16 protein-coding genes are annotated in these 13,469 nt (G+C 49.3%); 1 reads left to right on the top strand and 15 read right to left on the bottom strand.

The genetic code is table 11. From position 1 onward, the window contains the following. Positions 1 to 18: 18 nt before the first annotated feature. The 11 genes from lysA to ADA01nite_RS04725 all read right to left on the bottom strand — a co-directional run bounded on the left by lysA (position 19) and on the right by ADA01nite_RS04725 (position 7,999). The gene (gene lysA, locus ADA01nite_RS04775; RefSeq protein ID WP_146808777.1) at positions 19 to 1,344 is read right to left on the bottom strand and encodes a diaminopimelate decarboxylase; all 1,326 of its coding nucleotides are present in this window, start codon (positions 1,342 to 1,344) and stop codon (positions 19 to 21) included. Between the two features lie 90 nt (positions 1,345 to 1,434). Continuing rightward, positions 1,435 to 2,034: a stage V sporulation protein SpoVABEA gene (gene spoVAEA / locus ADA01nite_RS04770; protein WP_146808776.1), complete on the bottom strand. Its 600-nt coding sequence runs from the start codon at positions 2,032 to 2,034 to the stop codon at positions 1,435 to 1,437. Positions 2,035 to 2,038: 4 nt separating this feature from the next. Next, entirely contained in the window at positions 2,039 to 2,392 is a 354-nt protein-coding gene (spoVAE, locus tag ADA01nite_RS04765) for a stage V sporulation protein AE (RefSeq protein ID WP_146808775.1), read from the bottom strand. 3 nt (positions 2,393 to 2,395) lie between these two features. Continuing rightward, positions 2,396 to 3,418 (bottom strand): stage V sporulation protein AD, encoded by a 1,023-nt coding sequence (gene spoVAD, locus ADA01nite_RS04760; protein ID WP_146808773.1) that lies wholly within the window; start codon positions 3,416 to 3,418, stop codon positions 2,396 to 2,398. A 12-nt stretch (positions 3,419 to 3,430) separates the two neighbouring features. Further along, a complete protein-coding gene (gene spoVAC, locus ADA01nite_RS04755) occupies positions 3,431 to 3,913 on the bottom strand; it encodes a stage V sporulation protein AC (protein ID WP_146808771.1) in 483 nt (160 codons plus the stop codon). A 25-nt stretch (positions 3,914 to 3,938) separates the two neighbouring features. Next, positions 3,939 to 4,355, bottom strand: coding sequence for a stage V sporulation protein AB (locus ADA01nite_RS04750; RefSeq protein ID WP_146808769.1), 417 nt, complete (start codon positions 4,353 to 4,355; stop codon positions 3,939 to 3,941). After that, positions 4,352 to 4,966 (bottom strand): stage V sporulation protein AA, encoded by a 615-nt coding sequence (locus tag ADA01nite_RS04745; RefSeq protein ID WP_146808768.1) that lies wholly within the window; start codon positions 4,964 to 4,966, stop codon positions 4,352 to 4,354. The genes ADA01nite_RS04750 and ADA01nite_RS04745 overlap by 4 nt, the downstream gene beginning before the upstream one ends. Positions 4,967 to 5,088: 122 nt before the next feature. After that, positions 5,089 to 5,844 (bottom strand): RNA polymerase sporulation sigma factor SigF, encoded by a 756-nt coding sequence (sigF, locus tag ADA01nite_RS04740; protein ID WP_146808766.1) that lies wholly within the window; start codon positions 5,842 to 5,844, stop codon positions 5,089 to 5,091. Between the two features lie 11 nt (positions 5,845 to 5,855). After that, a complete protein-coding gene (spoIIAB, locus tag ADA01nite_RS04735) occupies positions 5,856 to 6,311 on the bottom strand; it encodes an anti-sigma F factor (protein ID WP_371863534.1) in 456 nt (151 codons plus the stop codon). Continuing rightward, entirely contained in the window at positions 6,311 to 6,661 is a 351-nt protein-coding gene (gene spoIIAA, locus ADA01nite_RS04730) for an anti-sigma F factor antagonist (RefSeq protein WP_146808764.1), read from the bottom strand. Before spoIIAA ends, spoIIAB begins: the two co-directional genes overlap by 1 nt. A gap of 132 nt (positions 6,662 to 6,793) precedes the next feature. After that, the gene (locus ADA01nite_RS04725) at positions 6,794 to 7,999 is read right to left on the bottom strand and encodes a D-alanyl-D-alanine carboxypeptidase family protein (protein WP_146808762.1); all 1,206 of its coding nucleotides are present in this window, start codon (positions 7,997 to 7,999) and stop codon (positions 6,794 to 6,796) included. A 285-nt stretch (positions 8,000 to 8,284) separates the two neighbouring features. Here ADA01nite_RS04725 and ADA01nite_RS04720 point away from each other — a divergent pair, with 285 nt between their 5' ends. Further along, on the top strand, positions 8,285 to 9,355 hold the full coding sequence (locus tag ADA01nite_RS04720; RefSeq protein WP_146808760.1) for a branched-chain amino acid aminotransferase: 1,071 nt from the start codon (positions 8,285 to 8,287) through the stop codon (positions 9,353 to 9,355). 179 nt (positions 9,356 to 9,534) lie between these two features. Here the strand turns inward: ADA01nite_RS04720 and ADA01nite_RS04715 are convergent, their stop codons facing one another. From ADA01nite_RS04715 to ADA01nite_RS04700, 4 genes are read right to left on the bottom strand one after another with little or no spacing between them, the layout of a single operon-like run. After that, on the bottom strand, positions 9,535 to 10,563 hold the full coding sequence (locus tag ADA01nite_RS04715; protein ID WP_146808758.1) for an ABC transporter ATP-binding protein: 1,029 nt from the start codon (positions 10,561 to 10,563) through the stop codon (positions 9,535 to 9,537). Then, on the bottom strand, positions 10,560 to 11,564 hold the full coding sequence (locus ADA01nite_RS04710; RefSeq protein ID WP_146808757.1) for an ABC transporter ATP-binding protein: 1,005 nt from the start codon (positions 11,562 to 11,564) through the stop codon (positions 10,560 to 10,562). Before ADA01nite_RS04710 ends, ADA01nite_RS04715 begins: the two co-directional genes overlap by 4 nt. 26 nt (positions 11,565 to 11,590) lie before the next feature. Then, complete coding sequence (locus ADA01nite_RS04705) at positions 11,591 to 12,520, bottom strand: ABC transporter permease (protein ID WP_146808756.1); 930 nt, start codon at positions 12,518 to 12,520, stop codon at positions 11,591 to 11,593. Continuing rightward, on the bottom strand, positions 12,520 to 13,449 hold the full coding sequence (locus ADA01nite_RS04700) for an ABC transporter permease (protein ID WP_146808755.1): 930 nt from the start codon (positions 13,447 to 13,449) through the stop codon (positions 12,520 to 12,522). Before ADA01nite_RS04700 ends, ADA01nite_RS04705 begins: the two co-directional genes overlap by 1 nt. Positions 13,450 to 13,469: the final 20 nt, after the last annotated feature.

Raw genomic sequence — 13,469 nt, 5'->3', positions numbered from 1 at the left:
CCTTCGCCTTTTTCTACATTAAATTGTGCGGCTTAGCACACGCGGAACTACCCGGTCATTTTTTACAAGATCCTGATATGTTTCACGTTCCACCACGACTTCGGCCTCTCCGTCTTTAACGAATATGACGGCCGGACGGCGAATACGGTTATAATTGTTGGCCATGGAATAGCCGTATGCCCCGGTACAGGAAACAGCCAGAATATCACCCGGGTTCGCTTTCGGCAGCGCATAATCCCAGATAAGCATATCGCCGCTCTCGCAGCACTTGCCCGCAATCGATACCGTTTCCTCCGCCTCTTCCCCAGCCCGGTTAGCCAGCATAGCTTCATACTTTGCCTGGTACAACGCCGGGCGAATATTATCCGACATACCGCCGTCAATCGCGACATATTTGCGGATACCGGGGATGTCTTTGATCGAGCCTACTGTATACAGCGTCGTACCTGCATCCCCGACAATGCTTCGGCCCGGTTCAATCCAAATTTCCGGTAACGGATACGCTCTTGCTGTAAATTGGCGTCGCACTCCCTCTGTAATCACCTTTATATATTCGCCTACCGGCAGCGGATCATCCTCTTCTGTATATCGAATGCCAAAACCACCGCCGAGATTTAGCACTTCCACTTCGTATTTCGTCTCATCCCGCACCTGTTCAAGAAACGCGCTAAGCACTTCAATCGCACCGATAAATCCCGTTGTCTCGAAAATTTGCGAACCGATATGCGAATGGATGCCGAGCAGTTTATAAAAAGGTTTGTCGAGGGCCCGCTTAACCGCCTGCAGCGCTTGACCGCTCGCTACGCCGAACCCGAACTTCGAATCGTCCTGACCGGTAGAGATGTATTCGTGCGTATGGGCTTCAATTCCAGGAGTTAAGCGAAGCATAACCGGCACGACGCGGTCTTTTTTCTGTGCCAGGTCATGAAGCAACTCCAATTCAAAGAAGTTATCTACGACAAAACAGCCTATCCCCGCATCGAGTGCCATGGAAAGCTCTTCTTCCGTCTTATTGTTGCCATGGAAATGGATGCGCTCCGCTGGAAAACCAGCCTTAAGCGCGGTGTACAATTCGCCGCCGGACACGACGTCGAGCGACATATTCTCCTCCATTACCAGCTGGCACATTGCCATACACATAAATGCCTTGCTCGCATAGGCGACCTGAAACCGAAATCCGCTTGCTTCGAACGCTTTAACATAGGCGCGACATTTCTCCCGAATCAGCGCTTCGTCATATACGTACAGCGGTGTGCCGTACGTACGGACCAGCTCGGTCGTATCGCATCCTCCAATCTCCAAGTGTCCTCTCGCGTTTACTCTGCTCGTTCCGTGTAAAAACACTCCGCTTCCTCCTCGTTACGTACCCATTGAATATCTTATACAGTACCACATCATGCGAAAACATGACAACTACGCATTTTATTTCTTTCGCTAACTTCCTGGATGTTTTTGGAAATAACCACTTTTTTGCAGAATAAACTGGACAGCCGAAATCGTTACCGGGCAGCCGACACACGCTTCATCTTTTCCTTTCATTTTTCCTATATCGCCGATGCCCACAATAACGGGAATGTGCAGCATGTTCAGCACATCAACCGTATCCCCTATAATGTATGCTTCGCTTCCCGCCTCTACGAACCCATTTTTATTGACGGGACGCTTGACTTTACGTCCATACCGATCGATGCAAATGTCCGCCTTGACACCAAGGGCTCCTTTCGTTTTGGAAGCGACAGCGATAGCGCCCAGCACTTCGATGTCAGGATGTTTGGCTACGTAATACAGAGCTTCTTCCCCTTTTCCCATCCGCATATCCCCGTTGTCATCGAACATAACCAGCACCGGATCATGTTTGGCCCGCTTAATCAATGTTACGATTTGCGGGCCCGTCAACGGAGTCGGATTGCCGGACGAACGGGAGATGCAGCGGCCTCCGATGCGGCGTGCCACCTCCTCCACCGTATCGCGTGCCACGATATCTCCGTCCGTAATTATAATGATGCGGCGCTTCTTCTGTGTTTGCGGTTCCATTTCTTTACCCTCTCGGCTTGAAAATAAGGGAAGCAAAAAAACTAAAGACAATGGCGGCTGAAATACCGGCGCTCGGCACTTCGAAGATTCCGGCAATCAAGCCGATGACCCCGTTCTGCTCCGCTTCCTGCCACGCACCGTGATAGAGGGCATGTCCAAAACTTGTAATCGGCACCGTAGCACCGGCACCCGCAAATTCAATCAACGGATCGTACAGACCAAGCCCGTCCAAGATTGCTCCAGACGCTACAAGAATACTCATCACGTGAGCAGGAGTGAATTTCGCGAAATCCAGCAGCGCCTGACCGATCACACAGATTACGCCGCCGACAAGGAAGGCAATCGCCACCTGTCCCATTCCTCACACCTCCTCTACCGCTTCGAGTGCTACCGCATGCGCGATGCATGGAATGCTCTCTCCCTGCTGGTAGCTAACCGGGCTGAACAACGCACCTGTAGCACAGACTAACGCACGCTTAATGCTTCCTTCTCTCAGACGGTTCATAATGTAACTATAGGTAACGACAGCGCTCGAAGCACAGCCGCTCCCTCCTGAGAATACCTGCTGATCCGGGCTATAGATCATCAGACCGCAGTCGTTGTAGACTGGCGTCATCTCGAACGCCAGATCTTTCATTTCGTCTTTTAAAATCGCATAGCCGACTTTGCCCAGGTCTCCTGTCACAATCAAATCGTAATCCGAGGGCATGCGGTCCGTATCACGAAAGTGCGTAGAGAGCGTATCTACAGCCGCAGGCGCCATGGCGCTTCCCATATCGAACGGATCTTTAATTCCCATGTCCACTACTTTGCCTATAGTGGCATGCGTAATGCGCGGCCCGGCGCCGCCGCGTCCGACCACCGCAGCGCCCGCCCCCGTCACCGTCCATTGGGCATACTCCGGCTTCTGTCCGCCGTATTCGGTCGGATAGCGGAATTGTTTCTCCGCCGTGCAGTTATGGCTGCTGCAAGTGGCGATTATGTACGATGCATAGCCGGCATCGATCAGCGCCGCGCCAACGGAGAGAGTCTCCATCGATGTGGAGCAGGCACCGAACATACCGATAAGCGGAATATTGAGCTGGCTGGCCGTAAAATTAGACGAGATTGTTTGATTCAATAAATCTCCTGCCAGTACGATATCGATTTCGCTTTCCAGCAAATTGCTTTTTTTAATCGCGGTCTGTACCGCCTGATACATCATATACCGTTCCGCCTTCTCCCAGGACGCCTGTCCGGCGTACATGTCCGGGTGAATATGATCGAATTCTGCGGCCAGCGGCCCCTCTCCTTCAAGCGGACCGACAGCTACAGCGCTCCCCTGAATGCGAATGTCATGTAAAAACTTCCACGTTTGTCGTCCGCATTGATGCTGCGCTTTCATTCCGCTTCCCCCTTACACTTTGATAATGAGCCATTTAAGCAGTGACACGATGAGCGCAGCCACCACGCCATACACAATAACGCCACCCGCCAGCTTAAACATATTCCCGCCTACGCCCAGGACAAGTCCTTCCGCACGGTGCTCAATTGCAGCCGACGACATCGAATTGGCGAATCCCGTAACGGGAACAGCCGAGCCTGCACCGGCAAACTGCCCAAGTTTATCATAGATGCCCAGGCCCGTAAGCAGGATCGAAATAAAGATGAGTGTTGCTACCGTCGAATCGCCTGCCGTTTCTTTGGTAAAGTTAAAAAAGCCAGTATAAAAATCAGATATAATCTGTCCGAATGCGCAGATAGCACCGCCGACGAGAAACGCTTTCGTCATATTCTTTAGATAGGGCGGTTTCGGCTTGTATTTGGCTGCACGCTCATTGTACGCTTTCTGCGCTTTGGCAAGCCGCTCTTGGTTGCGTGTCTTAACAGAAGAAGCCATAATCACTTCCCCTCCCTTTCTAAAATTATTTAAGAAAAATCAGCCAATGAAACAGGGAACCGACAATTTTGCCAAAGGCCAATGCCATAATAAAATGTTGAAGATACTCATATAACTGAATTCGCTTGGCAAGAATCGGAATTACATTCAGCACCTCGGTCAGCGCAGCGGCGAGAAACCCGACGAAGATTCCCATAAACGCGCCAGGAATGCCAAGCAGGACAGGCGAAAGGTTAAGCCCGGGAGAAAAAAAATCGAATACGGTAGAAAAAAACGCACCAAGAATGACCGCCCATTGATAATGAAGCAGATACTTATCCGTCTTCGTAATCTGAACAAACCGGGGAATTAAATCGAGCACTGTAATAAGTGCAACAATACCTCCACCCACGATAAATCCGCCGCTTAAGCCCACAAGAGCGAGAAATAGTTGGGTTATCATTTTTTCTTCGCTCCGGGAGCCTCATTCATAAGCACGTATTCGTCCACATTTTGCTGGTAAAGAAACATCTCAAGCTCTAATGGGCTTGGCTCGTCATTAAACCGTTTGCGGAACAGATGGTTAAAGAACAAAATCATGCCTGCACCGACGCCAAACGAGTATGGAATCTGAATGATGAATGGATGCATGTTTTTCTGTCCTGTGACCAGTTCATATATTCGCTGGTGCACTTCAAGCATGCTGACGTCCGTATGGAAATTCATAATGGCGAGTCCGGATCCGATGAAGAGCACAATCCAGACGAAAACGACCAATACAATATTGATGTTTCTCTGAGGCACCAGCACTTCAATTATCATATTTTCCGGTCCGATATTGTGGACCAATAGCTCGGGTTGAGTACGCTGCAGAGCGTCGATTACTTGAATAATATCAACGACATAGCGTTTTCCGTCTTCTTTGCAAAGGGTATGCAATACAGTATCCCGAATGGCTGCTTCGGAAGGGCTGTTCGTGACCATCTCTGCCACATGCCGGATGCGCACCGTCTCGCCCGGAGGCAGTTGAATTTTTCCTTTTAGCTTTACATATGCGTGAGTTGGGCCAGCCATACGCCATCCCTCCTTACAGTCCGTATTATTTGTAGAGGACGAGGAAGGTATGCAAAGCAGACATTGTCCCCACGTCTTTCACCTCTAAAATTTCACAGGAGAAAGAAAGAGCAGATCGAAAGTTATTTTTCGATCTGCTCTTTCATAAGCTTTAGGATTTTCTTTTCAAGGCGCGATACCTGAACCTGGGAGATGCCGAGACGTTCGGCGACTTCGGATTGGGTTTGATCTTTGTAATACCGTAAATAGACGATGAGCTGCTCACGTTCCGTCAGCTTGCCAATCGCTTCTTTGAGCGCGATTTTGTCGAACCATTTGTCCTCCTCTTTATCCGCAATCTGATCCATAAGCGTAATCGGATCACCGTCGTTTTCAAAAACGGTCTCATGGATGGACGACGGAGCGCGGTTCGCTTCCTGGGCGTAGATGACTTCTTCAGGCGTAATCTCCAGCGCTTCCGCTACCTCTTTCACTGTAGGCAACCGGCCCAGTTCTTTGGACAGTTCATCTTTAACGCGCCGAACCTTGTGGGCGATTTCCTTAAGTGACCGGCTCACTTTTACCGTACCGTCGTCACGCAAAAAGCGCTGGATTTCTCCGATGATCATCGGTACCGCGTATGTCGAGAATTTTACATCAAAAGTCAAATCAAATTTATCGATGGCTTTAAGAAGGCCGATGCAGCCGATTTGAAACAAATCGTCCGCCTCGTATCCCCGGTTCAAAAAGCGCTGCACAACCGACCATACCAGACGAATGTTGCTGTTTACCAATGTATCTCGTGCTGTCGTATCTCCCGCCTGACTTTGCGCAAGCAATTGTTTTACCTCTTTATCGGATAGATAAACATGGTTGGCATTCCTTACATTGGTCTCCATCGGCATGTCTCCTAATTACATAACGCTTCATTCTTGGCCAGCTTTTTCACCAGCCGGATTCGTGTACCCCGGCCGATCTCGGTTTCTACTTCCATTTTGTCCATGAAATTCTCCATAATCGTAAAACCCATACCGGAACGCTCAAGCTCCGGCTTTGTTGTAAAGAGAGGCTGTCTGGCTTCTTCGAGATTGGCGATGCCGATACCGTAATCTTCTACGATAATCTCGATGCGGACCGGAGTGTAGGTCGTCTCAATCATTACCGTGCCGGTCTCATCTCCTTCATAGCCGTGAATGATGGCGTTCGTAACCGCTTCAGAGACAACGGTTTTAATCTCCTCCATCTCTTCAAGCGTGATGTCAAGCCTGGATAGGAACGAAGCGACCGCAATGCGGGCGAAGCCTTCATTCTCGCTGCGGGCGGCAAACTCCAGACGCATGAAGTTATTTTCGGTCCTCTTTTGCATTACGCCACCCCCAGCACAAGGAGCGCTTCCTGTTCAGACTCCTTGATTTTTAGAATCTTGAACAGGCCGGACAGCTCGAACAGGCGATAGATGACCGAGTTAATCGAGCAGACGACCATCTCGCCGCCGCGTGCCGCAACCTGCTTATACCGTCCCAGAATTACACCCAGACCTGAGCTATCCATAAAATGAAGATTTGCCAAACTCAATAAAACGTGCTGTACCGACTCCTCATTCAACTGTCTGTCCATTTTCGTGCGCAGCATATCCGCCGTATGATGATCCAGTTCTCCTTCCAGCCTGACAATCAGCACATCGTTTACTGTTTCCATATCGATTCGCAAACTCACGCAGGCCACTCCTTCGCTTAGTGATATCAGGAGATTCTACAAAGCCGACCATGATTCCTGCCCCTCGACAAAACTAGAAAAAAACCGGGGAAATATGGCATCGTTCTCCTTTTTCCCGATTTTTCGCTATGCTCATCCGCCAAACATTTTGCGCGTTGCGCGCTTGAACAGCTCCCACCAGCTTGCTTCATCGACGCTGTTTGCAGCGACCAGGTCGACGGTGCTGACCGTTTTACCGTCCTTTTTAATCAACACTTCACCGATTTTGACGCCTTTTGTAATCGGTGCCTGCAATTCGGCTTTGAGATTAATGACCTTCTGGTAACTGTCAGCTTTTTCGCCTTTTTTCACCAGCATACTGAAGCGGTATGGTACGACAATGTCGACGGTTTCCTGCTTGCCTTTTTCGACCGGTACCGTTTTAATAACCTGATTCTCTTTGTAGAGCGGCTGGCTATCGTACTGATTAAATGCGTAATCCATCATGGAAGCGATCTCCTGATTGCGGATTTTGGAATCCGGCGCTCCCATCACAACAGCAATGACGCGCATATTTCCACGCTTGGCGGTTGCGGTAAGACAGTATTTCGCCTCGGACGTATACCCGGTTTTCAGTCCGTCCGCTCCCGGATAAAAACGAACAAGCCGGTTTGTATTGACCAGCCAGAACGGCTTCCTGGAATCCTTGCGGAGATAATCCTGGTATAATCCCGTATATTTCGTAATCTTTTCATGCTTAAGCAGCTCGCGGGACATTAATGCGATATCATGGGCGGAAGATACGTGACCGGATACCGGCAATCCATTGGAATTCATGAATGTCGTATCATCCATGCCCAACTGTTTGGCCCGCGCGTTCATTTTCTCAACGAACGCTTTCTCCGTTCCGGCCAGATGCTCTGCCATAGCAACGGACGCGTCATTACCGGATGCAAGCGCGATGCCTTTCAGCATATCGTCGGCCGTCATTTCTTCACCCGGCTCAAGAAAAATCTGCGAACCTCCCATGGAAGCAGCATATTCGCTTGTTCGTACTTTATCTGTCAGCTTCAGCTCGCCGCGATCGATCGCTTCCATGATAAGAAGCATCGTCATCACCTTGGTGATGCTGGCAGGCGGCAGCGGCTTGTGTCCGTTTTTCTCATAGAGAATGGCACCTGTATCCCGATCGATAAGTACAGCCGATACGGCATTCGGCGCCAGCTCTGCGTCTCCTTGCTTCTGGTTTCCTTGCTTCTGATCTTCAGCCGGTTTCCCTTTCTCCTGGGCGAACGCCAATCCGCCGAACTGCGATATCATTAGAAATAGACATAACAATACAGTAGACAGCTTCTTCATTCACTGGTCCCCTCCATCATTCACTTTTCGCTCTTTGCCATTTCATTCGCTATACGACGAACGGAGGCGAAATAGTAAGTGAAATAGAATACTACCTAGTGTCGCCACAAGACCTGGAATTATATACCTGACACTAAAAATAAACCCGGTTCCCGGACCCGACACACCATAAAGCAAAAACTTTGCTTTCACAAAATAGCCGAAATATTTACTTTATTCTTCTATTTGTGTAAAGTTTAATTATAAAGTTTAAAACGAAAGAACGAGGGGGAAGCACAAAAGACTATGAACGATCCTATCGAAATTACACTGGCAAAAAACAAAAAACCAAAAAGAGATCCCAACCAACTCACATTCGGAACTTATTTTACAGATCACATGTTTATGATGGATTACACACCTGAAAACGGATGGCATCAGCCAAGAATCGTTCCGTACGCGCCCATTACCCTTGATCCCGCGGCCGTTGTCTTTCATTATGGACAAGCGGTATTTGAGGGCATGAAAGCATACCGTACGAAGGATGACAGAGTCCTTTTATTCAGACCGGAAAAAAACATGAAACGAATCAACCTGTCCAATGAAAGGCTGAGCATTCCGCCTGTTGACGAAGCGTTTCTGGTAGAAGCGATTAAAAAACTGGTTACCATTGAAAAAGATTGGGTTCCCAAAGAGCCGGGAACGTCTCTGTATATTCGACCGTTCATCATCGGCACGGAACCGTATCTGGGTGTTCACCCTTCCCGCACATATATGTTCATGGTCATCCTCTGCCCGGTCGGCGCTTACTACCCGGAAGGCATTAACCCGGTAAAAATCTATGTAGAAAGCAAATATGTTCGTGCCGTCAACGGAGGAACGGGTCATACGAAAACTTCAGGGAATTACGCAGCAAGCTTCAAAGCGCAGGAAGAAGCACAAAGACAGGGATGTGCACAAGTACTATGGCTGGATGGCGTGGAGAAAGCGTACGTAGAAGAAGTGGGAAGTATGAACGTTTTCTTCAAAATCAATGGCGAGGTGGTAACACCTGCGCTAAACGGCAGTATTCTGGCCGGTGTTACAAGGGATTCCGTCATTCAGCTTCTGAAAAATTGGGGCATTCCGGTTACGGAAAGAAAGATTTCCATGGAAGAGGTGTATCAGGCCCACGCCGCGGGAACACTGGAAGAAGCTTTCGGCACAGGTACAGCAGCCGTAATTTCCCCCATTGGCGGACTAATCTGGAAGGATACAGAAATGACCATTAATGAAGGAAAAGCAGGAGCATTATCCATGAAACTTTACGATACAATTACCGGGGTTCAGAACGGAGAAATCGATGACCCGTTCGGATGGACCGTAGAAGTAAAATAAGAGAAAAAGAGGGAAAGAGGAAATGAGATCCAGGGAAGAAAAAGGCGTTCGCCTTTTTTCCCATTGAAATCACCCCCTCATTCTCTTCTCTCTTTTCCTTCGTATCACAAAAGTCAGCTGCTCTTCTCATGATTTTCATATCGGGGTTGCGGCTGAAATACCATGGTGGTTTTCTATGCTTACACCTTTCTAACATCCGCCCCCATCATCTTTTCATTATAGAGATGGCAAGCGACAAAATGATCCGGCTTGACTTCCTGCCATACCGGCTCAATTTTTGCGCAAGACTCCATTGCAAACAGACAACGGGTCCGGAAATGACAGCCGCTCGGCGGATTCATCGGACTCGGCACGTCACCTTTGAGTACGATACGCTGACGACGGCGCTCCACTTCCGGGTCCGGAATCGGAATTGCAGACAGAAGCGCCTGTGTGTATGGATGCAGCGGACTCGAATACAGGTGCTCGCTCACAGCCAACTCGGCAATCTTGCCGAGATACATTACGGCCACGCGATCACTCATGTGTTTAACCATGGACAAGTCGTGGGCAATAAACAAATACGTCAGCCCCATTTTGTCCTGCAAATCGCTCAGCAGGTTCACTACCTGTGCCTGGATCGATACGTCGAGCGCTGAAATCGGCTCGTCACAGACAATGAACTTTGGCCCTACCGCAAGCGCACGGGCAATGCCGATCCGCTGACGCTGGCCGCCGGAAAATTCATGGGGAAAACGGTTGATATGGTCCGGCTTCAATCCGACCAGGCCGAGCAATTCCTGAATGCGCTCCTTGCGCTTCACACCGCTTGCCAGCTTGTGCAAATCAAGCGCTTCGCCGATAATATCCCCAATCGTCATCCGGGGATTGAGCGATGCATACGGGTCCTGGAAAATCATCTGCATATCGCGGCGCAGCTTTTTCAACTCGCGCGGGCTCGCTTTGTGTACATCCTTTCCTTCGAACAGTACCTGCCCCTCGGTCGCGTCATACAGCCGAAGAATGGTACGGCCCATTGTGGATTTGCCGCAGCCGGACTCTCCTACTACACCAAGCGTTTCGCCTTGTTTAATATTAAATGTTACATCGCTGACGGCTTTTACCGTACCGCCGCCTGCGTTAAAGTATTTTTTCAGGTTGCGTACTTCAAGCAGCACGTCCTTTGTTTGTCCATTTTGCACCGGAATTTCCGTTACGGTCGATTTCATTGTGCGAATTCCTCCCTCCGGGTGCCTGCCAACGGGTGGTGTAGCCAGCAGGCCGCCTGATGGTTTTCGCCCATTTCTTCAAGGGCCGGCTTATGGTTCCGGCACACTTCCATTGCATATTCACAACGGGCAAAGAACGGACAGCCGATCGGTGGATAAAGCAGATCCGGCGGCGTGCCGATAATCGGTTCAAGCGGCTCGTTTTTATTCATATCAAGACGCGGCACAGACTTCAGCAGTCCTTTCGTGTACGGATGCTGCGGCTTGTAAAAAATCTGATCCACCGTACCGGTTTCTACTACTTCACCTGCGTACATGACGACGACACGATCGCACATGTCAGCCACAACGCCGAGATCGTGCGTGATAAGAATAATGGATGTACCGGTCTTATCCTGCAGTTCTTTCATCAACTCCAGAATTTGTGCCTGAATCGTTACATCAAGCGCCGTTGTCGGCTCATCGGCAATCAGGAGTTTCGGACGGCAGGCAAGCGCAATTGCGATCATGGCGCGCTGCCGCATTCCGCCGGAAAATTCATGCGGGTACTGGTTCACCCGCTTATCCGGCTGTGGAATACCTACCATCTTCAACAGTTCAATCGCCTGCTTGTGTGCCTCTCCCGCAAACATGCCTTGATGCTTCATCAAACTTTCTGTAATTTGCACCCCGATTTTCATTGTCGGGTTTAGCGACGTCATCGGATCCTGGAAAATCATTCCGATTTCATTGCCGCGAATTTTTTGCATGTCTTTTTCTTTTTTCTTAAGCAAATCCTGGCCGTTGAACATAATGCTTCCCTGCTTGTATTGCGCCGGCGGCTGCGGCAATAGTTTCATAATGGATTGAGCAGTTACGCTTTTACCGCATCCTGACTCACCTACAATACCTATCGTCTCGCCTTTTTTCACTTCAAAGTTAACGCCCCGTACAGCTTTCACTTCGCCTGCATAAGTATGAAACGAGATATGCAAATCACGTACTTCGAGTATATTTTCCATAGGTTTTTCACCCTTTACTTTTCAGGTTATTTGCGCATTCTCGGGTCGAGTGCATCACGCATGCCATCTCCCAATACGTTGAAAGCGAACATTGTGAGTGAAATGAAGAAGCCCGGAATGAATAGCTGGTACGCGTTTCCGATTAGCAAGCTTACCAGCGCATCGTTGGCCATCGTTCCCCAGCTTGCGCGCGGCGCCGGAATCCCGAGACCTAAGAAGCTTAGCGTCGCTTCTGCGAAAATCGCCGTCGGAACGGTCAGCGTTACGTTTACAAGAATCAGTCCCATCGTATTTGGAAGGATGTGCTTCATGAGAATCCATTTTGCATCAGCGCCCAGCGCGATCGACGCCTGAACGTATTCCTGCTCCTTCAGTTGTAGAACCTGTCCGCGCACCAGACGCGCCATCGGAATCCAGCCAGTTAGCGTCATTGCCATGATAATTGTCCACAGACCGGGACCGATGATGACCATCAGAAGAATGACCATCAGCAAGTATGGCACACTATATAACACTTCAGCGATACGCATCATGATATTGTCGACACGGCCACCTTTCAGACCGGAGATACCACCATAGATAACCCCAATCACAAAATCAATAAATGCCGCCATAACCCCGATGAACAGGGAGATGCGTGCCCCATACCAGATACGGGTGAAAATATCCCGGCCAGAAGAATCCGTACCGAACCAGTGCTCCGCGCTCGGCCGCAGGTTCCTGGCCGTGAAATCCTGCTTATAGTAGGTATAGCCGCTAATCATCGGCCCGATAATCGCCATAATGACAAGCACGATGATGATAAAAAGACCGGCCATCGCCAATTTATTCAGTTTTAAACGGCGCCATACATCCGCCCGGTAGGAGATGCTGGGGCGCTCAATTTTTTCCGCATCTTTAAAGTTATCCGTTACAGGACGGAACATATCGGCGGTTAAGCGTGTTTCAGGCTGCATTACTTACTCCCCCCTGTAACTTTGATGCGCGGATCGATCCAGGTATACATGACGTCTACCAGGAAGATTAAGAAGATCAGAATCGCGCTGTAGAAAATGGTGGAACCCAGGATGACTGGATAATCACGGTTGAAAATGCCCTTAACAAACATTTCACCCATTCCCGGAATCCCAAAGATATGTTCGATAACAAAACTTCCAGTAACAAGATTTGCAGTAATAATCCCAAGAACGGTAACTACCGGCAGAATCGCATTGCGCAGCGTATGCTTGATAATAACGACATTGCGCGCCAATCCTTTGGCTTTGGCGGTTTTAATATAATCCTGTCCGAGCACTTCAAGCATGCTCGAACGCAGCAGGCGTGCGATAAACGTCATCGGCATCGCGGCCAGCGCCAGCGAAGGTAAAATTGTATGCTTCCACGTGCCCCATGTGGCCGCAGGCAGCAGTCCCCATTCAACGGAGACATAGTGAATCAGAACGGTTGCAAGAATAAAGTTTGGTACAGAAATACCGATAATCGCTAGAATCATAGATACATGGTCAGGAAAACGGTTATGGTAAAGCGCGGCAATCACACCGAAAATAATACCAAGCGTTACACCGATAACCAGTGCCTGCAATCCAAGATGCAGGGACACCGGAAACCCTTCTGTAATATAATCATTCACCGTAATCGTGCTCGATTTCAAAGACGGACCGAAATCAAGGGAAAGCAAAGATTTCACATACAGCCCGTACTGCACATACAGCGGTTCATTCAAATGGTAATAATTCATTAAGTTCTCATAAACCCCCGGCGGCATTTTGCCTTCCTTGGCAAACGGATTACCGGGAATCATATGCATCAGGAAAAACGTGAGAGTCACAACGACCCACAAAGTTAAGAGGGCCCAGCCCAAGCGCTGTAAAGTATATCGTAACAACGTATACCCTCCATTCTATT

The sequence above is a fragment of the Aneurinibacillus danicus genome, assembly GCF_007991215.1.
Lineage (GTDB): Bacteria > Bacillota > Bacilli > Aneurinibacillales > Aneurinibacillaceae > Aneurinibacillus > Aneurinibacillus danicus.
Note: the sequence above shows the minus strand (reverse complement) of the source record. Positions and strands in the feature narration are given on the sequence as shown.